The organism is Corynebacterium sp. HMSC063G05 (genome assembly GCF_001810555.1).
Lineage (GTDB): Bacteria > Actinomycetota > Actinomycetes > Mycobacteriales > Mycobacteriaceae > Corynebacterium > Corynebacterium jeikeium_D.
This window is the reverse complement of record NZ_KV801865.1, coordinates 179,903-198,131: the sequence shown is the minus strand read 5'-3', so window position 1 is coordinate 198,131 and position 18,229 is coordinate 179,903. Positions and strand designations below refer to the sequence as shown.

At 59.5% G+C, this 18,229-nt stretch carries 17 protein-coding genes; 5 read left to right on the top strand and 12 right to left on the bottom strand.

Going from position 1 to position 18,229, the window contains the following annotated elements; translation table 11 throughout:
* Positions 1 to 24 precede the first annotated feature (24 nt).
* Both HMPREF2751_RS10140 and rfbD read right to left on the bottom strand, forming a co-directional pair.
* A complete protein-coding gene (locus HMPREF2751_RS10140) occupies positions 25 to 948 on the bottom strand; it encodes a glycosyltransferase family 2 protein (RefSeq protein WP_069359449.1) in 924 nt (307 codons plus the stop codon).
* A gap of 11 nt (positions 949 to 959) precedes the next feature.
* Positions 960 to 1,934 (bottom strand): dTDP-4-dehydrorhamnose reductase, encoded by a 975-nt coding sequence (rfbD, locus tag HMPREF2751_RS10135; RefSeq protein ID WP_016422193.1) that lies wholly within the window; start codon positions 1,932 to 1,934, stop codon positions 960 to 962.
* A gap of 217 nt (positions 1,935 to 2,151) precedes the next feature.
* Here rfbD and HMPREF2751_RS10130 point away from each other — a divergent pair, with 217 nt between their 5' ends.
* Entirely contained in the window at positions 2,152 to 3,738 is a 1,587-nt protein-coding gene (locus HMPREF2751_RS10130; protein ID WP_048731647.1) for an LCP family protein, read from the top strand.
* On the opposite strand, the gene HMPREF2751_RS10125 is transcribed toward HMPREF2751_RS10130, so the two are convergent.
* Both HMPREF2751_RS10125 and HMPREF2751_RS10120 read right to left on the bottom strand, forming a co-directional pair.
* Positions 3,735 to 3,995, bottom strand: coding sequence for a HypC/HybG/HupF family hydrogenase formation chaperone (locus tag HMPREF2751_RS10125; protein WP_016422191.1), 261 nt, complete (start codon positions 3,993 to 3,995; stop codon positions 3,735 to 3,737). The two genes, HMPREF2751_RS10130 and HMPREF2751_RS10125, sit on opposite strands and share 4 nt — an antisense overlap.
* Positions 3,996 to 3,999: 4 nt before the next feature.
* Complete coding sequence (locus tag HMPREF2751_RS10120) at positions 4,000 to 5,355, bottom strand: nickel-dependent hydrogenase large subunit (protein WP_069359447.1); 1,356 nt, start codon at positions 5,353 to 5,355, stop codon at positions 4,000 to 4,002.
* 40 nt (positions 5,356 to 5,395) lie between these two features.
* Between HMPREF2751_RS10120 and HMPREF2751_RS10115 the strand changes: the two genes are divergently transcribed.
* Positions 5,396 to 5,755 carry a hydrogenase maturation nickel metallochaperone HypA/HybF gene (locus HMPREF2751_RS10115; RefSeq protein WP_172954599.1) on the top strand — a complete coding sequence of 120 codons (360 nt, stop codon included), beginning with the start codon at positions 5,396 to 5,398 and terminating at the stop codon, positions 5,753 to 5,755.
* On the opposite strand, the gene HMPREF2751_RS10110 is transcribed toward HMPREF2751_RS10115, so the two are convergent.
* From HMPREF2751_RS10110 to HMPREF2751_RS10085, 6 genes are all read right to left on the bottom strand, one after another.
* Positions 5,752 to 6,336 (bottom strand): hydrogenase maturation protease, encoded by a 585-nt coding sequence (locus HMPREF2751_RS10110; RefSeq protein ID WP_049191165.1) that lies wholly within the window; start codon positions 6,334 to 6,336, stop codon positions 5,752 to 5,754. The genes HMPREF2751_RS10115 and HMPREF2751_RS10110 overlap by 4 nt on opposite strands.
* 61 nt (positions 6,337 to 6,397) lie before the next feature.
* Positions 6,398 to 7,666: a Ni/Fe-hydrogenase, b-type cytochrome subunit gene (gene cybH, locus HMPREF2751_RS10105; protein ID WP_016422187.1), complete on the bottom strand. Its 1,269-nt coding sequence runs from the start codon at positions 7,664 to 7,666 to the stop codon at positions 6,398 to 6,400.
* Positions 7,663 to 9,411, bottom strand: a complete 1,749-nt coding sequence (locus tag HMPREF2751_RS10100) for a nickel-dependent hydrogenase large subunit (protein WP_049193295.1) — start codon at positions 9,409 to 9,411, stop codon at positions 7,663 to 7,665. The genes cybH and HMPREF2751_RS10100 overlap by 4 nt, the downstream gene beginning before the upstream one ends.
* 13 nt (positions 9,412 to 9,424) lie before the next feature.
* Complete coding sequence (locus HMPREF2751_RS10095; RefSeq protein ID WP_016422185.1) at positions 9,425 to 10,663, bottom strand: hydrogenase small subunit; 1,239 nt, start codon at positions 10,661 to 10,663, stop codon at positions 9,425 to 9,427.
* 334 nt (positions 10,664 to 10,997) lie between these two features.
* Positions 10,998 to 11,816 carry a hydrogenase nickel incorporation protein HypB gene (gene hypB / locus HMPREF2751_RS10090; protein ID WP_070566216.1) on the bottom strand — a complete coding sequence of 273 codons (819 nt, stop codon included), beginning with the start codon at positions 11,814 to 11,816 and terminating at the stop codon, positions 10,998 to 11,000.
* Between the two features lie 16 nt (positions 11,817 to 11,832).
* Positions 11,833 to 12,150 (bottom strand): hydrogenase maturation nickel metallochaperone HypA, encoded by a 318-nt coding sequence (locus HMPREF2751_RS10085; RefSeq protein WP_246816251.1) that lies wholly within the window; start codon positions 12,148 to 12,150, stop codon positions 11,833 to 11,835.
* Positions 12,151 to 12,226: 76 nt separating this feature from the next.
* On the opposite strand from HMPREF2751_RS10085, the gene HMPREF2751_RS10080 reads away from it, so the two are divergent.
* Positions 12,227 to 14,635 (top strand): carbamoyltransferase HypF, encoded by a 2,409-nt coding sequence (locus HMPREF2751_RS10080; RefSeq protein WP_083304443.1) that lies wholly within the window; start codon positions 12,227 to 12,229, stop codon positions 14,633 to 14,635.
* Here the strand turns inward: HMPREF2751_RS10080 and hypE are convergent.
* Positions 14,632 to 15,774 carry a hydrogenase expression/formation protein HypE gene (hypE, locus tag HMPREF2751_RS10075; protein ID WP_070595957.1) on the bottom strand — a complete coding sequence of 381 codons (1,143 nt, stop codon included), beginning with the start codon at positions 15,772 to 15,774 and terminating at the stop codon, positions 14,632 to 14,634. The genes HMPREF2751_RS10080 and hypE overlap by 4 nt on opposite strands.
* A 123-nt stretch (positions 15,775 to 15,897) precedes the next feature.
* On the opposite strand from hypE, the gene HMPREF2751_RS10070 reads away from it, so the two are divergent.
* Positions 15,898 to 16,167 (top strand): HypC/HybG/HupF family hydrogenase formation chaperone, encoded by a 270-nt coding sequence (locus tag HMPREF2751_RS10070; protein ID WP_049172773.1) that lies wholly within the window; start codon positions 15,898 to 15,900, stop codon positions 16,165 to 16,167.
* 16 nt (positions 16,168 to 16,183) lie between these two features.
* Positions 16,184 to 17,335, top strand: coding sequence for a hydrogenase formation protein HypD (gene hypD, locus HMPREF2751_RS10065; RefSeq protein ID WP_070595956.1), 1,152 nt, complete (start codon positions 16,184 to 16,186; stop codon positions 17,333 to 17,335).
* On the opposite strand, the gene HMPREF2751_RS10060 is transcribed toward hypD, so the two are convergent.
* Positions 17,336 to 18,199, bottom strand: a complete 864-nt coding sequence (locus tag HMPREF2751_RS10060; RefSeq protein WP_070595955.1) for an HpcH/HpaI aldolase/citrate lyase family protein — start codon at positions 18,197 to 18,199, stop codon at positions 17,336 to 17,338.
* Positions 18,200 to 18,229: the final 30 nt, after the last annotated feature.

The following is an 18,229-nucleotide window of genomic DNA, read 5'->3' as shown; positions in this document are numbered from 1 at the left end:
TCGATGGATCATTCCAACAGTTAATTAATTCCTACGCTTTTTGACCGCGATTATGACTTTGCCACGCAGGAACAGCCCCAAACGCAATGCCAGTCGCACAGGTGCCAGCGCCGGCCCCGGCAGGCGATCTGACATAAAACGGTATGCCGACTCGTGATGGGCCTTTACGGTAATTTCCGGGTGCTTACTGGCAGAATGTCCCTGCGCGTGACGTATCTCTGCACGGGGACAGAAAACATTGCTCCAACCGGCCTTGCCCAGTCGGTCACCCAAATCCACGTCCTCCATGTACATGAAGTAGCGGGTATCAAAGCCATCAATCTGGTCGAACGCATCCCACCGCAGCAGCAGGCATGCGCCCGACAACCATCCCGCCGATCGCTCACGATCCATATCCGTGTCATCCCGGTAGTGACGTGAGAAAGGGTTAGTAGGCCAGATATCGGCAAGCAGCGCGTGTCCGATACCGCTGACAAGTTTAGGAACCGCGCGTGCCGACGGGTACACGCTGCCATCCGCCTCGCGAATCAGCGGACCAATCGCTCCAGCTTTGGGATTGCGCTGCGCGCATTCCAACAGAACATCGATTGCGCCAGGGGCAAACACCACGTCAGGGTTGACCAGCATGACGTAATCAGGATTGATTTCACCAGCACGGCGAGCCCGCCCCAGCTCCGCAATGCCACGGTTGGCGGCCGCGCCATAGCCAATGTTGCCGCCGGTGCGCAGAAGCTGAACATCCGCTCCGGTCTCCTTGGCCCGAGCTTCTTCCTTCTCCACGGAACCATCCGTCGAGCCGTTGTCGGCCATAATCAGACGCGTGGAGGCACTGGCGGCGGGGCCCAGCGAATCCACCAGCTTGCTCAGGTGCTCACCGGGCGAAAAGGTCACGGTGACCACACCGAGCGGAAGCTGCGAGGGTTGCGGGGAATTCGAGGTTTCAATCACAAACCTAGACCCTAGGTCAGGACTGCTCGCAAAGTGTCCTGCCACTCCGGAAGTGCATGTAGACCTACCTCACTCCATGCCGAACCATCCAACACGGACCAGGCCGGACGTGGGGCCGGACGTGGGAACTCACTGCTGGTACAAGCCACCACACGCTGCGGATCGTGACCGGTGAGCCGAAACACTTCGCGAGCCACCTCGAACCATGTCGCCTCACCGCTGCCCGTGACATGGAAGGTGCCGGTCGGTGCGCTGCTCGGTTCAGACAACACACGTTCGGACAACTCCCAGATAGCCCCGGCGAGATCACCAACAAAGGTGGGGTTACCGTGCTGATCGTCAACGACCTTAATAATTGCCGGGTTGCCCTGGTCGTCAGTCGCCGTCTCTGCCAGACGAATCATCGTGGAAACGAAGTCCTTGGCCTCCGGCTGTGTGGGCCCCGACCAGACCCACGCCGTGCGCAAAATAGCGAAACGCGCACCCGAATCATGCACATTACTCTCCCCCACTAACTTGGTACGTCCGTACATAGTCCGAGGCGCGGTGAAATCATCAACTCGCAGCGCTCGACGCTGCCCCGTCATCTCATCGATTGCTACATCACCAAAGACATAGTCGGTGGAGATGTGAATGAGATACGCGTCTTCCTTTTTCGCCCGAGCCGCCAAGTACTTCGGTCCAAGTGCATTGATAAGGTGCGCCGAACCGGGATCGGATTCTGCGCCATCGACATCGGTCGCCGCTGCCGCGTTAATGATGATGTCGACGTCGTCAAGCAGAGGCGTTGCCTCCACAGCAGCCGAATCAGTGATATCCAACTGTGCCCGAGTGAGAGCGCGCACCTCAACATCGGCGGCAAAAGGATCACACTGAAGCGCAGTACCCAGCTGTCCCGCCGCACCAGTTATGGCGACAATGGGACGCCGCGAGTTGCTGTGGGTTGGTCCAGGAGTGGCGAAATGCGAGACTGAAATTTCGGACATATTCTTCTTTATCACTATCGTAGATACGATTGACACTGTGTTGAGGTGTAACCGGATACGGATTGACACTGTGTTGAGGTGCAACCGCACACGGTTGGACGGTTAAGGTTTATGTAGTTTCCGCAGCCGCTTACTGCCCTCCACGATGTGTGGAATGCCCACGCAGACATGCAGCACAAATTATATTTTCGAAAAACGGTTTAAGAGGAGCCCCGGTTTGAGCAGCCACACGCCACGCGCGCGTCACGCACGCGATATTCAAGCGCCACCGTCCTCTGCAGAGAGTACAGCCCAAGCTTGGCCGCCGATGCTGCGCAATGCGCTTGTGCTGCTCTCAGCCATTATCCTGGTTATTTCCGCAGTTGGCTGGTGGACACTTGGTAGGACCACCGACAACTTGGGTTCGGGTGGCGACTTCGGTCTAGGCAGTGAGAAGGACGGTGCAACCGATATTCTGCTCGTCGGCTCCGACTCCCGCACCGATGCCCAGGGCAACCCGCTGACTCCGGAAGAAGTTGAGCTTCTGCGTGCCGGCGACGAAGAAGCCACGAATACAGACACGATTATTGTGATTCGTGTTCCTGCCGATGGTTCTTCAGCGACGGCAATTTCCATTCCGCGCGATACCTATGTCCACACCAATCGTCTAGGCAACACAAAGATTAATGGTGTCTACGGCAACACAAAGCAAATGGTGGAAGAGGAACTCGCAGGAAGCGGGGCCTCGCCGGAAGATATTGAGCGTCGCTCGACTGAGGCCGGGCGCAGAGCTCTGATTGAAACCATTAGCGACCTCAGCGGTATCACCGTTGACCACTACGCAGAAGTTGGCCTGCTCGGCTTCGTCCTGCTCACCGACGCCATCGGCGGTGTCGATGTATGTCTGAATGAGGCTGTCTACGACGAGTTCTCGGGTGCAGATTTCCCAGCGGGCTCACAGACGTTGAAGGGTGCCGACGCGCTCTCATTCGTCCGCCAGCGCCACGGCCTGCCCCGCGGTGACCTCGACCGAATTACTCGCCAGCAGGTCTTCATGGCCTCGTTCACCAATAAGCTGCTCGGCGCTGGCACGCTGTCTAATCCCGCGAAGCTGTCTGAACTGGGCAACGCCGTCCAGCGCTCGGTGGTGCTCGACGACAACTGGGATGTCACCGGATTTGCCACCCAGATGCAGGGCCTCAGTGGTGGCAACGTGAAGTTTGAAACTATCCCGGTGACCTCGATTGACGGTGTCGGTGACTATGGCGAGTCGGTGGTCACAATCGATAAGGGCCAGGTTCACAAGTACTTCGAGACCCTGCTGGGCACCAAGGAAGAAAAAGCTCCGGCGAAGGAAGAAGACGAAAAGAAGGCTGACCCCAACGCGGCTGAAACTACAGTCAGCGTTTACAACGCCACAGGCATTGAAGGTTTGGCCAGCGGTGTCTCAGGCTTCTTAACGGAAAAGGGCTACACCCAGGGAGAGGTCGGCAACGCTGAGTTCGCCGGCGTTGCCTCCAGCCAGATCAATGCGGCTGACCCAGAGGATCCGGCAGCGCAGGCCATCTCTGAAGCACTCGGTGGCGTACCGATTGTCCACGATCCATACCTCGATCCGCACCACATCTCAGTGACAATTGCCGGTGACTACGAAGGCCCGGGATTGACATCAGAGGGAATGGCCGCTGATTCGGGCGACGGTGCCGAACCCGCGCCTGAAGTCGAAGATGGTTCCAATGGCGATGTCATCGGCCAGGAAGGCGGGGCAATTCCGCAGGAAGATCGCCCCGCTATCGACGCCGCCGGCGTGACCTGCGTGAACTAGGCCCGTCCCTTCGGGGAGACCTCAGCGACATGTTCGATGAGGTTATATTCCTCAATTGCGGCCAAGGCCTCCTTGGCCTCCTGTTCGTCCAGCACGTTCATGATGAACCCGTTCTGGACGAACACCCAATCACCTGCCACCAGCTCAGGCACGTACATTGCCGAGCATTGCCGCTTCTGCCCCGCCATATCCACCGTCGCCATCGGCAATGGACCATCGGCGATTGCCAAAACCCGGGCAGGAATTCCAAGACACATCGTGTTACTTCGTCCTCTCCACTACAGTCGGGGCGTCCGCCGAACCAGGGCTATCCGTTGTTATATTGTCCGCAGGTGCACCGGCATGTTCCTGCATCGTGAATGTCATCACTCCCGCAGGTACCGAACTACACGGTAGGCACGGATCAGCGGCCCAAATCGACTTCTCGACCCCCGCAGTCTCCCCGCCACCGCACAGCTGCTCGGTAAGCATACGCGTCAGCCAGGGTTCATTCTGCGCAGTCGGTGTCATAATCTGACAATCCGTAATGATGCCGTCAGCTCCTGCCGTATAACGATGCACTAACAGCCCACGTGGCCCGTCAATCATCCCGACACCGCTGCGAGGTTCTTCAAAGTCAGCATTCTCAATCGCCGTCGCAGCATTCGGATTGCACACATGGTCGCCGAGCAGCTCCCCGTCGGCAAGCACCCGCTTCGCCCAGGCCACGGTGTCGGCGAGAAGCTGGCGTTGGGCGTCGCGTGGGCTGATTCCACGCTTATCGACGACAACCTGCCTGGAGACCGGCCCCACCCGGTAAAAATCTGCCCGCTGACCTTCACAACCATCCTTGCCCAGCTCCTTCGAGGCATCAAACACCGGCCTGGGAGCGGCATCGCCCGGACGGGATTCCCGAACACGTGTAGGCCAATCAGCAGCCGGGAAAATCTGCGCTGCGGTATCGGTGTCGTGCCGCGCGACTGCCAGGTAATTTCCCAGCGGAGCAAGTTCACCGTCAGCGTCGACGACTGCGACGTCGAGACCGTCAAAAGTATCCGTCCAAGCACCAGAAGCATCGGGGGCGGCAAGAAGCTCCACTTCCTTGATTACCGCCGTCTCAGCCAGCGCCTCCAGAGCACTTTCGGCCTCAGAAACAAGCGTCTTATCCACTGCCGCGCGCACACCGCCGGGGACGGCGACATCCGGGAAGTGCGACGGTGCCCCCGCTGCACGCATCAGAGCTTTTCCCGCACGCTTCATTGCCCGCGCCCCCTCGCGGTCGGCGGCCACAAACTTGGTCGCTAGATTATCCAAGGTCGACCCGGCCGCCAGCAGCTCTCGAATCAACTGTGCGGTGCGGGGAATATCGGAAATCCCGTAGAGGTCCTCCACCGCCCGTACACCTGCAAGATGATGCACAACCGGGCACAGGCCACACAGCCGCTTGGTGATATCTGGCACATCTAATGCCTGCTTGCCCACGAGCATCCCGTCGATACGCGGCAGCCCTGAAAGGTCGAAGGACACCTGTGTGATGGCGCCGTTGTCATCGCGATAGACATCCAGTCGTGCCTCGAATGGGTCAACAAGCTCATCGAGCTGGATGTGCTGGGTAACCGGAACGGATTTGGATGACATGGTCCGCCTGCGCCTCCTTCGCGCTGAGTGCTTCGCCATAATGGTATCTGTGCATGAGCTTGGATTGTTGACCAGCGTGGTGGAAAAGATTGCCGAGGTCTGCCCGGGACGTACCGTGACAAAGGTGTCAATGCGTGTGGGCGACCGCTCCGGGGTCGTCTACGATTCCCTCATCGCCGCATGGCCTGTGGCCAGTGCCGCGACGCAGTGTGAGGGCGCCGAGTTAGATGCCGAGCTCATTGTCTCGACGGTCTACTGCCCCACCTGCGAGGCTGAGCATGAAATTGATGAATTCTATGCTCTAACCTGCCCTGTCTGCGGCACCCCAACTGCGGATTTGCGGCACGGCCGCGAGTTTGAAATCTCCAGTATTGAGGTCAGCGCTGAGGGCGAGGGTTAGACGTCACTGTCGCGCTCGTCGGCAAGCCAGCTGTCGATGAGCTCGCGCGCAACCTCAGTCGCCTCCTCAATGCCGCCAAGTGCCGTGTTGCTGAGCCCCACCACCATGTCGGCAGACTCGTAGACCACTCCCACCACACCGACGCGCTCAGGCTCCTGCCCCAGCAGTCGCGCCGCGGTGAGCAAATCCAGCAAGCCGACCTGATGCGCGGACAGCTTTGCCGCCAATAGTCTAGGGATCTGGTCACCGACGAGCTTGACGACGGTACCGGGATCCCCCGGACCAGCGAGAGCGTCGAGCAACAATAGGTTCTTGGCCTCCTGCACGATGGGCAGCAACTCCATACCGCAGGTGCCACCATCGATGTAGGCAACCGCACCCGTCCATTCGTCCCCTCGCCCGGCGAGGTTCGCAGGATCATCGAGGTTGGAGGGCGACCAGACCAGATGCGCAGAATCCCCGGCCTGCGTTGTCTGCCCCATGCCTGCAGATTCCAGTTCTGGGGCAAGGCGCCTCAGCAGCTCGAGACCAATGCCGTCGTCGCCCATGACGGGGTTGCCGATGCCAAGAACCGTCACCAACGGAGTGCCAGCATCAGCACCGGTGACTGCGTCGGACACCTTATCGTTACCCAATGATCTCCTATCCAATGCGTGGAGAGTCAACCGGTTGCGTGCCGCGCGGTAGCCAGACAGAGCCACCAATCATCGAGGACAGACCACCGTGGTTGTGTACCGCATCAGAGCGGATAACCAGGTAGACGTGAATGATGGCGAAGAGCCAAATCAGGTACATGATGATTGTGTGAATCAGGCGGAAGTAGCCGATGCCAATCCAGTGCGTGGGCATAGCCAACAGCTGGAAGAACCAGTTGGACTGGTCCATCATCGCGTATAGCGACAAACCTGTGAGCATCTGGATGAAACACATCGCGTAAATGCCGGTGTACGCCAGCTGCTGCAGCGGATTGTGTGCGAAGTAGAACGGCCCTTCCTTGCGCAGGAAGAGGTAGTACTGCATCGTGTGCCAGAGGTCTTTAACATCCTGCTTGTTATAAATCGGCCATAGCGCACGCCATCGTGTTTGTCGGTCGTGGGTAACAAACAGCAGAATGACACGCCATAGCCCCACCGCGATCCATAGGAATCCGGCTAAGAAGTGCGCGAAACGGACATATCCCATCGCGAATCCCGCGGCCGAGCCGTCATAGGTGCGCTCAGTCAAATAGGGCTGCATGATGTACCAGCCAGTAAAGGTCATCACCAACATCAGCGCCAGGTTCAACCAATGTTGAACGCGCAGCGCCCATCCCCACAGGTGAACCTCGACCCACGAACCGGAGCCCTTCTTGTTCTCCGCAATGGCCTCGTCGAGTTTCCGCAGCCCCATTGCCACGAATCCTTCGAAGATGAACTCTCCGATGATATTTCCGTCTTTGTCAATGGGCGCAAGCGCGACGCCCATGCTGCGGTGCCCGCGACCATGATGCATGTTCGCGTTACGACGAAGTAGAACGCCTTCCTCACGGGACATCGTGGATGCCTCAACGACCGCATTCAATTCACCGCGCATGATGGCGACATCGACCGTTTGATCCGCAATGTTGAGGCCGTGCACCTTGGCAATGGAGTAACGGCGGTCAGGCGTCGCCGGGTCGTAGGAATCCGGGGTCAGTTTCATCAGTGGCGTGCCGTCGAGGTGGAAAAGATCGTCACGACGACGACGCAAGCTGACCTTTAGCGCAAGGTCGACAGGATCGCGGGAGTCGTCCGGGACAATTGCTGCGGCCTGAATGACCTCGGATGGCGACAACCAGTGGCTGGTGTGTGCGTCAATAACCGCAATAACCAGGGGGTTGCCCTTGGAATCTTTTAGTCGCAGTTCCGGATTTTCACTCACTGGGGGTGTCATGCCGTCGTCACCTTAAACATTTCCTGACCAGCCGGATCCAAAATGTGGACTGCGCAGGCCATACATGGATCGAAGGAATGAATCGTGCGAAGTGGTTCAAGCGGCTGCTCGGGATCAACCAGCGGATGTGTGCCATCGCCAGCCAGCGCGTGCTCGTATGGGCCAAGCTGCCCCTTCGAGTCACGGCCACCGGCCAGCCACGTGGTGGGAACCACGGCTTGGTAGTTGGTCACCTTGCCATTTTCAATTTTGACCCAGTGGCTGAGCATGCCACGAGCGACCTCGAGGAAGCCCACGCCCTGGCACTTTTCCGGCCACGTGGTCGGCTCCCAACGGCTGTTGTCGAAGACATCGATGTCGCCGTTCTTCAGGGCCTCAACGAACTCCGGGAAAATGTGATCTGCCAAGTAATTGGCGGTGGTCACAGACTCCACAGCACGTGCGTAGGTGCGTCCCGCAGTGGAGTTCATCTGCTCAATGCGCAGGTCGAGCTTATCCATGACCTCGTCGACCAGGCGCATTGTCTCCGGCTCCTTCTGCAGGTATGCCAACAGCACACGAGCAACCGGGCCAACTTGAACAGCGCGACCGTCGTAACGCGGCGCCTTCGACCAGGTGTACTTTTCATTGTCCGACAACCACTCGTACGGCGGCTTCGGGCCGGTGTAGTTCACAGTTGTTTCGCCGTCATACGGCTTGAGGCCGACATCATCGCCGGCTTCCTGCGTATACCAGGCGGAGTTGATGAATTCCTCGATCTTTTCCGGCTGGAATGGGTGGAGCTTGGTGTAGTCACCGTCGAGAATGACACCGGGCTTGATGTCTGGATGCACGGTCTGGACACGGGACTTAGCCGGGTCGCCGGAGTAAGTGGCGCCGGCCATGCCTACCGCCAGGAAGCTGTCGGAGGAGCGACCGATGTCGAAGTAGTCCTTGTAAACGCTCATGATGGCGACTGCATCTGGGTAGAAGCAGTCATTGACGAACTCCACAATCTCGTCGATCCAGGACTTGATCTGATCAATGCCGACTTGGTTGACCGTCTCAGAGCGTTCCGGGTCGATGGAGCACGCCATGCCTCCGACCAGGAAGTTCGGGTGTGGATTCTTACCGCCGAAGACGGTGTTAATGCGGATGATAGAGCGCTGGAAAGCCAAGGCGTCGAGGTAGTGCGACACTGCCATCAGGTTGGCCTCAGGCGGCAAGCGGTAGTCCTCATGTCCCCAGTAGCCGCCGGTGAAGATGGACAGCTGGCCGGAGTCCACAATGCCCTGCACGGTCTCCTTGACCCGGGCGAAGGTTTCTTCGTTGTTGCCCTTCCACGTCGAGCCGATCGACTGCGCGAACTCAACGGTCTTCTTCGGATCTGCCTCGAGAGCCTTCGTGACATCAATCCAGTCCAGACCGTGAAGATGGTAGAAGTGCACGACGTGGTCGTGAATCTCCTGCGAGCCAATCACCAGGTCGCGAATACGACGTGCCTGCGGGGGCGGTGTCGAGCCAATGGCATCTTCGACAGCGGCAATGGACGCCACCGAGTGAGTACCCGTGCACACACCACAGATACGACCAACGAATGCCCAGACATCGCGAGGATCGCGGTTTTTCACAATGGTTTCGATACCGCGGAACTGAGTAGTCTCACTCCACGCGGTTTTGATCTGGTCTCCCTCGCGTTCCAGCTCAATGCGAAGGTGTCCCTCGATTCGGGTAATCGGGTCGATTACAACTTTTTCCGTAGCCATGTCCTATGCCCCCTTAGTTGTCCTTCGAATCGGATGCTGTCTCGCTCTGCGTGCCTGGTGCGTTTGAAGGAAGGTCGACCATCGGTGGCTTCCGGCCTTCCACACCACCAAACGCAGCCAACACCTTTTCTTCGCCGTTGGAGCGCCTTATCTTCAGTTCCTTCACCAGTGTGAGTCCGCCATGGACCGCGGCACCTGCGGCAGTGGCAGCCAGCAGTCCAACGCCGACCGTGTTCACGCTGGACTCCACTCCAATACCCGGGATTCCCGGCAGCTTGTCGTAGAACGGAGTGAACTGGTCGAAGAAGTCCTTCTCAGTACAGCCAATACATGGGTGACCAGCACCAATTGGCCAACCGGACTTAAGGTTCCACTGCACGATTGGGCATGGGCTAAACGTGGATGGCCCCTTACAGCCGACCTCGTAAAGGCACCAGCCGTTTCGTGCGCCTTCGTCGTCGAAGGTTTTCACGAACTGACCGGCATCGTAATGCGCGCGACGCGGGCAGGAGTCGTGAATACGCTGGTCATAGGCAAACTTTGGCCGCCCCTCAGCGTCGACCTCCGGTGTCTTGCCATAAGTGAGTACGTACGTCAGGGTGGCCGTAATCACCTCACCAATCGGCGGACAACCAGAGACGTTAATCACCGGCTTGTCCTTGATAATCTCATCGACACCCTTGGCACCGGTCGGATTCGGCTTAGCAGCCTGGACAGAACCCCAGACTGCGCAGGCACCAACGGCCAGGATTGCCGTGGCCTTCTCAGCAGCCTCGAGCAGCACCTGTTCTGCCGACTTACCGCCAATGGTGCAGTACGCACCGTTCTCGCCGGTCGGAATCGAGCCATTGACCACCAGAATGTGATCCTCGGCATTCATGTCGTCCAAAGCCTTTTCAGCCGCATGCCCGGACGGTGCCATGAGCAGCTCGTTGTAGTCCATCGAAACCAGGTTCAGCACCACATCTTCAGCAGTGGTGCCTCCGGAACGCAATACGGATTCCATACATCCGGTACATTCCTGCAACTGCAGCCAAGCCACCTTCGGCTTCTTTACAGCCGAGAGCTTATCTGCGATTTCCTCCGCCGAGGGAGTCAGTGACTGCGCCGCAGCCTCACCGACATTCGGAGTTCCGGCGGCAAAAATTGCCGCCATAGTGCCACAAAACTTCATGAAACTGCGCCGTGAGACACCAGCTCTAGCGAGGTTTTCGCCGAGGGTCCCTTCCTGCCAATTCGCGCCACTAATCATTTTTTCGCTGCGCCTTCTGCTTAGTTATTAGGAATATTGGTTTCGAGGTTTTACAACTACCAAGGCCCATTGCCTATACATGGCCAAGTATAGCGACCTAAGAACAACCTGAATAATGGTGCTGCGCTGCGGTTATAACAAAATAATATGCAAGATAAATGTTGCGTAAATATAGCTCCAGGTACAGGTAGTGAACGTGAAAAACCGCCGCAGATTACAGCGGGATATCACCTATCCCCCACTAAGGTGGAGCGAAGCGAGGGGGGGGGTAACGGGGCCGTCGTCAAGCATGCCGTGACGCCCCCATTGCTTCACGACGGCCCCCGGCGCGCGCTTAATCAACCAGCGCAGGGTTGACCCAACGGAGCCATTCGTCGATGCCCTCCCCGGTCTTAGCGGAGACCTCAATCACCTTCACGCCTGGATTGACCTTTTCCAGGTTGGCGCGGAAGAGCTCCATGTCGAAGTCAAGGTACGGGGCAAGGTCCATCTTGTTGATAACCACCACCTGTACAGAGCGGAACATCACCGGGTACTTGACCGGCTTATCCTCCCCCTCGGTGATGGAGTAGACCATTGCCTTGCGAGTCTCGCCGACCTCAAACTCAGCCGGACAGACAAGGTTTCCCACATTTTCAATCATGACCAGGTCAAGCGTGGCCAAATCCAGCCCCTCGAGCGCGCGGGAGACCATCGGGGCGTCCAAGTGGCATTCACCACCGAATCCGTTGCCCGTGTTCAGCAGCGAAATCTGTGCCCCGTAACCCTCCAGGCGGTCGGCATCGAGAGCCGTCTCAATATCACCCTCGATAATGCCGACGCGCAGCTTTCCCTGCGCAGCCGCCAGTGTCTTCTCCAACAGCGCAGTCTTGCCTGAGCCCGGGGAGCTCATCAGGTTGATGGCTTCCACGCCATGTTCAGCAAGCAGCTCGCGATTATGCTCCGCGCGATGGTCGTTTTCGCTGAAGATGTCCTCGAGGATGGTCACGCGTTCCACGCCGGTTTCATAACCCGAATGGTCGCCGTGGCTAGTGTCATCGGGATCGGCGAGATGAACGTGGTCATGGCCGTGATGGTGGTCATGGTCGTGGTCATGATGATGGTGGTGATGGTGGTGTGCGTCATCGCCGTCATGCCGGTGGAAACGTCCCATGATAAAACCGTCTTTCCTACTTGTGCGTGTCGACGTCGATGTCGACGATTGTGAACTCTTCCCCCGAGATTACGCGTCCTGGCTTTCCGCACGTGGGGCACAGCAGGCCATCGAGTGGCCCCACCTGTTCGCGATGCCCGTGCGCGCATTCGACAACCGCAGGTACCCAGTCAATATCCAATTTCGCGTCCCCCAAACCGGTATCGTGACTGACGAAATCCCACGCGTATGAAAGGGTTTCTGGCACAACCTGCCGTAGAGCGCCTATCCGCAGGTGCACAGTGCGTACAGTTCGACCTTCGGCTGCTCTCGTGACAACCTTCGCTAACTGCATGCTCAACGCTACTTCGTGCACAATCTCCAAACTAGCAGTGCGAACGGACCCGAGCCGCTTACGTAAAGTTGAATGCATGGAAAAGGCAGGCGCGACCGGGGCGGGGATGGGTACGAGTATTCAACGCATTCGCTGGCGTATCGAAGGTATCGTCCAGGGGGTCGGATTCCGCCCTTTTGTCGCCACCATCGCCCGGCGCGCGGGTCTCGTCGGCTTCTGTGGCAACGATGAGCAGGGCGTATTCATCGAGGTAGAAGGCCCACCGGACGCCCTCGCTGCCTTACGCAGCCAGCTTTTCACCGAACTGCCGGCGCTTGCCCGCATCATCAATCACTCCGCCGAGCACATCGCGACACTGGGCCATGAGCGCGAGTTCACCATCGTGCCCTCTCGCCACAGCTACTCCGGCCGCGCACTGCTTCCGCCCGACACTGCACTGTGCCCGGACTGCCGCCGTGAGTTTTTCGACCCTACCAACCCGCGCTACCTCTACCCTTTCATCTCCTGCACCAACTGCGGACCGCGCCTGTCCATCATCACTGAACTGCCCTACGACCGCCCGCGCACCACTATGGCGGCCTTTCCGATGTGCACCCCGTGCGAGCGCGAGTACACCGACCCCACCGACCGCCGCTATCACGCTCAGCCAATCAGCTGCTTCGACTGTGGCCCGCGTCTGAGCTGGCACGATGCAGGCGGCACCGCCACCGCCACCTCCCGCGAGGAGGTTCTCGCGCTCTTTCGTCGCGCACACGCACTGCTTGACGACGGCGCCCTGCTCGCCGTCAAAGGTATTGGTGGTTTTCACCTGGTCTGCGATGCCACCAATGACGCTGCCTGCGAGAAACTACGGATGCGCAAACGTCGACCCGACAAACCGTTAGCGGTAATGGCCCCCACTGTTGACACCGCTGCCCAACTGGTTGAGTTAACTGAGCAGGAGAAGCGTTTCCTCGACTCCCCTGAGGCACCGATTGTGATTGCACCGAAGCAGCGGTCGGGGCCGCTTTCCAATCTCATCGCACCGGGCCTCGACAGCTTCGGGATTATGCTTCCGTACTCAGGCATTCACCTGCTGCTTTGCGATCGCCCGCTCGTGGTCACCAGCGGCAACCTCAGTGGCGAGCCCGTCTGTACCGACAATGCCGACGCGCTGAAGAAGCTCGGTCACATCGCCGACGCTTTCATCCTCCACGACCGCGAAATCCACGTACCCGTTGAAGATTCGGTTTTCATCGGCACCGCCCCATCGCGCCGGTCCCGCGGCTTCGCTCCCGTCCCCGTTTCAATCACGCCCACCGATTCTCGTAGCCACACTGGCCCTGGCCCTGGCACTGGCCCTGGCCCTGGCACCAGCGCCCGGAGCACGTCCCAACCCACCATTTTCGCGACCGGCGGAGAGCTGAAGAACACTTTCGCTATCGCGCATGGGGACCTCGCTCACGTCTCTGCGCACATTGGCGACATGGGTTCGTGGGCCAGCCAGAAGGCCTACCAGAGAGCAGTTGACCAGCTCCTTTCCATGCGCGATGCGACCCCGAAAATTGTCGTCTGCGATCTTCATCCGGGCTACGCCACTACCACCTTCGCCGAACGCTTCGCCGCCGAGCACGACATCGAACTCCTCGCAGTTCAGCACCACTTCGCACACGCGCTCTCCCTACTCGCGGAGCACCGTCTCCTCTCCCCCAATGCGGGTCGCGCCGTCGTCGCCACCCTCGACGGCACCGGCTACGGCACTGATGGCACCATCTGGGGCGGCGAGATCCTCACGCTCAGTCGCAGTTCCGCAAACTGGGAACGCACCTGGCACTGCCCATCTTTCCCGTTGGTCGGCGGCGATCGTGCCGTCACACACCCGTGGAGGCTCGCCCTCGGTCTCACTCACGCATGGGAGCTTGACGACGACCACCTCCTGCGCAATCTCTCCAACGAGCGCGAAGTAGCCCTGGTTAAAAGCCAGTTGGCGACGGGAGTTGGCACAGTGCAAACTTCTTCTCTCGGCCGCATATTCGATGCCGCCGCAGCACTGCTGCTTCCTCGCTGGCGCGGTGGCGGAGCCATCAGCTACGAGGCGCAAGCGGCCATGGAGTTGGAGGCAGCGGCGACTCGCTACGTGAGGTCACATGCGGAAGCGCTTGGAGCGGTCAGTTCAGAGACCAAGCCAGTGCCCTTCCAGGACGTCATTCGGGAGGCGGTAGCTTCGCCTGACGCTGAGCAGGCCGCATTTGTGTTTCACGGTGGGGTCGCGGGTGTCGTCGGCAAGCGATTGGTGCAGGCTGCGGAGGAAGCCGGCACCGATGTTGTCGGCGTCAGCGGGGGTTGCGCGAATAATGCGCTGTTGATGGAGCTGCTGCGGCGCGAAGTTGCAGCTGAGGGCATTACTCTGTTGCAGCATCAAATTGTGCCGCCGGGCGATGGCGGATTGAGTCTTGGTCAGGCGGTGGCCGGCCGCCTGCTGGCGGCAACGGGCATGGATGTCTAGCAGATGCGCGGCAGCGGGTCGCCGACCAACATGTCCACCATGCGGGTGCCACCGAATCCGGTGACCAGTACCACGGAAGCGGCGGGCTCGTCCTCGATGGAGCCGATATCACAAGCCTCGGAAGCCCCGGCTGCGTGGAGTGCACTGAGCGCTGCCTCGGATTGCTCGGCGGGGACAACGGCGACGAAGGTACCTTCATTGGCGACGTAGAGCGGATCGATGCCAAGCATGTCACAGGCGCCACGGGTCATGTCACGGACTGCAATGGATTCGTCGTCAAGCACGACACCAAGACCGGTGCCACGGGCGAGCTCGTTGGCGACCGTGCCGAGGCCGCCGCGGGTGGCATCGCGCATCCAGCGAGTGCCGGGGGCAGCTTCAAGTAGTGCCTCGACCAGGCCGTTGACGGCACGGGTATCGGACTCGATAGGCGCGGCCAGAGCCAAGTCGCCGCGGGCGAGCATGACGGCCATGCCGTGATCGGCGATTGGACCGGAGACGAGGATGCGGTCTCCGGCCTCGATGTTTGCGTAGACAGATCCTTCCGTAGCGGCACCGGCGTAGTCGCCGCGGACCACGCCCACCCCGGCCGTGGTGATGTAGACCTGGTCACCTGCGCCCTTCGGCACAACCTTGGTGTCGCCGGCGACGATGCTCACCCCTGCGGCATCGGCAGCGACGCGCATACTCGCCACAATGCGGCGCAGAGTCGCAATCTCCAGCCCCTCTTCCAGAATGAACGATGCGGTCAGCGCCAGGGGCCTGGCTCCAGCTACCGCTAGATCGTTAATCGTGCCGTTGACGGCCAAATCCCCGATGTTGCCGCCCGGGAACTCGATGGGATTGACCACATAGGAGTCGGTGGACATTGCCAACCGCGCCCCACCATGTGCAGAAGCTGCCGCAGCCTCGACGACGGCTTCGGCAGCGAACAGCCCGGAGTCGCCACCCTGCCCTAAAATTTCATTGCCATAGGCGTCGAAAAAGACCTGTTCAACCAGAGCTGCGGAGGCCTTTCCACCGGAGCCGTGTTGCAAGGTGACGTAGTCGTCGAGAAGCCTGAACGGACGTGCCCGAACGCGACCAATATTGGTGTTTACCTTGGCTTCGTTGGTGTTCAGACGATTCTTCGGCTGCATGCTCACTATCCCTAACTTCACAGCTGGTGGCGGACAAAACTGCTTACGTCACTCGTCCTTCGAAAACGAGGTTCGCTGCCTCTGATGGTAGTCTCGATAAGTATTGCAAACGAGGAGAAGCGTATGTGTCTTGGTGTCCCTGCCGTCATCACAGAAGTCCACGATGCTGCCCGTGCAACAGTGGAAATTGGTGGCGTCGCACGCATGATTTCCACCGATTTACTTGTTGACGAGAACCTCACCGCCGGTGACTGGGTTCTCGTACATGTCGGTTTCGCCATGAGCAAGATCGACGAGGAAGAAGCCAGACTTTCGCTCCAGCAAATCAAACAGCTAGGCGGCGACACTTACGAGGATGAGCTGGAATCCTTCTCATCGTCACAGATCAACTGAGGGGCTGGACGGCACCATGAAATACGTTGACGAATTCCGCGATCCCGCCGCTGCGAAGAAGCTGCTCGCACGCATTGAACGCGAGGCCACCAAGCTGGAGAAGCCCATCGCGCTGATGGAAGTCTGTGGCGGGCACACGCACACCATTTACCGTTACGGCTTGGAAAACCTCCTACCCGAAAACATCGAGCTGATCCACGGGCCCGGCTGCCCCGTCTGCGTCATCCCCATGGGTCGCGTCGACGATGCCATTTGGCTGGCACAGCAGGAAGACGTCATTTTCACGACCTTCGGCGACATGATGCGCGTGCCGGGGTCCGAAACGTCGCTGATGCAGGCACGTGCGCGCGGCGCCGATGTGCGCTTTGTCTACTCGCCTCTCGACGCGCTGAAGATCGCCACCGATAACCCCGATAAGCAGGTCGTTTTCTTCGCCGTTGGGTTTGAGACAACCGCCCCGTCGACTGCCGTGACCATTGAGGCCGCGCGCCGGCAGGGAGTGGAAAACTTCTCCGGATTTTCCAACCACGTACTCATCGAGCCGCCACTGCGCGCCATCGTCAACGGCGGCGAAACCAAGGTCGATGGTTTCATCGGCCCAGGTCACGTGGCTACAACCACCGGCACGGACGCCTTTGAGTTCCTGCCGCGCGAGTTCAATCTGCCAGTGGCTGTCACCGGTTTTGAGCCATTGGATGTGCTCCAGGCCGTCGTCATGCTGCTAGATCAATTCGTCAGCGGCGACGTTGCTGCCGGTAAGTCGCGGGTGGACAACCAGTACGCGCGCGTTGTGCGCTCCTCCGGCAACACCACCGCGCAGAAACTTATGGACCGCGTCTTTTCCCTCCGCGACACCTTCGAGTGGCGTGGTCTCGGCTGGATTGAAAACTCCGGCCTCGGCATCTCTGAGGAATACGCAGCATTCGACGCCGAGCGCCGTTTCCAGGTGCCGGGGCGCCGTATCCCAGACCCCGTGACCTGCGAATGCGGATCTGTGCTCACCGGCCACATCAAGCCGTGGCAATGCGCGGTCTTCGGCACCGCCTGCACCCCGGCAACCCCCATCGGCACCTGCATGGTCTCTCCCGAAGGCGCTTGTGCTGCGTACTACAACTTCGGCCGTATCGACCGGAAGGTCACCGAGAACCTGGCGAAATCCCGTCGCTAGTTACTCCGTAATTCCCGCACGCGCGAGCGCTGCCACCGCTTGCTTTACGACGGGCGCGTCAATCATCTCGCCATCGAGCTGGAAGGCGCCAGTGTGCGTACCTGCGTAATCGACAATCTTCCGGGCGCGGGCGAGCGTTGCGTCCGACGGCTTATATGCCTTGCGCACCGGCGGCACCATGGCCGGGTGGATGCAGGCCGTAGCCAAGAAACCACAGCCCACGGCATCGAGAGCCTCTAGATACTGGCCGCGCTCATCGCGAAAGTCGGTATGAACGGCATCAATGGCGGCAATACCCGCTGCAGCTGCATGCACCTGAACGAGTGCACGAGCCAATCGCTGCGGATCGCGGTAATGGCGACGAGGGTTTTCATCCACACTCTGACGCGAGGACGCCCCACCGAGTTCGGCGGTCAGGTCTTCGGCACCCCAGAACAGACCCACAACGTCCGGGTGCGTGGCAATCTGCTGGATATTAATCATGGCCTGCGGGGTTTCAATCATCGCGATGATCTTCAACCCTCCGAGCTCTGCGGGGATGGAGTCTCGAATCTTGGGCACCATGACGATGTCGTAATCACATGCACGGGCAAAGGCGACATCCTCCGCGAAGGTCGGAGTCCCGGGACCGGTGATCCGAAGAATAGTCGTCTCCGGGTCGAGCGGATTGTTGATGATGTTCGCACGTGCCTGCTCGTGATTGTCAACGGCAGCGCCGTCTTCCAGGTCAATGATGACCATGTCCGATCGTTCAGCAGCTTTCTGGAAACGTTCCGGACGGTCAGCCGGGGCGAAGAGTAGCGCCGGGCCAGAGGGAAGCCAAGGGAAGGTCTGTTCACCATCGAGGGAGCTAAAGCCTGTCATAGCTCCTAACCTAATTGAAAACTCGAATCA

Coding starts and splice junctions, on each gene's coding strand:
- rfbD (WP_016422193.1), bottom strand. CDS start 1,934: ATGTCCGAAATTTCAGTCTCGCATTTCGCCACTCCTGGACCAACCCAC.
- HMPREF2751_RS10125 (WP_016422191.1), bottom strand. CDS start 3,995: ATGTGTCTTGGAATTCCTGCCCGGGTTTTGGCAATCGCCGATGGTCCA.
- HMPREF2751_RS10120 (WP_069359447.1), bottom strand. CDS start 5,355: ATGTCATCCAAATCCGTTCCGGTTACCCAGCACATCCAGCTCGATGAG.
- HMPREF2751_RS10115 (WP_172954599.1), top strand. CDS start 5,396: ATGGTATCTGTGCATGAGCTTGGATTGTTGACCAGCGTGGTGGAAAAG.
- cybH (WP_016422187.1), bottom strand. CDS start 7,666: ATGACACCCCCAGTGAGTGAAAATCCGGAACTGCGACTAAAAGATTCC.
- HMPREF2751_RS10100 (WP_049193295.1), bottom strand. CDS start 9,411: ATGGCTACGGAAAAAGTTGTAATCGACCCGATTACCCGAATCGAGGGA.
- HMPREF2751_RS10095 (WP_016422185.1), bottom strand. CDS start 10,663: ATGATTAGTGGCGCGAATTGGCAGGAAGGGACCCTCGGCGAAAACCTC.
- hypB (WP_070566216.1), bottom strand. CDS start 11,816: ATGGGACGTTTCCACCGGCATGACGGCGATGACGCACACCACCATCAC.
- HMPREF2751_RS10085 (WP_246816251.1), bottom strand. CDS start 12,150: ATGCAGTTAGCGAAGGTTGTCACGAGAGCAGCCGAAGGTCGAACTGTA.
- HMPREF2751_RS10080 (WP_083304443.1), top strand. CDS start 12,227: ATGGAAAAGGCAGGCGCGACCGGGGCGGGGATGGGTACGAGTATTCAA.
- hypE (WP_070595957.1), bottom strand. CDS start 15,774: ATGCAGCCGAAGAATCGTCTGAACACCAACGAAGCCAAGGTAAACACC.
- HMPREF2751_RS10070 (WP_049172773.1), top strand. CDS start 15,898: ATGTGTCTTGGTGTCCCTGCCGTCATCACAGAAGTCCACGATGCTGCC.
- hypD (WP_070595956.1), top strand. CDS start 16,184: ATGAAATACGTTGACGAATTCCGCGATCCCGCCGCTGCGAAGAAGCTG.
- HMPREF2751_RS10060 (WP_070595955.1), bottom strand. CDS start 18,199: ATGACAGGCTTTAGCTCCCTCGATGGTGAACAGACCTTCCCTTGGCTT.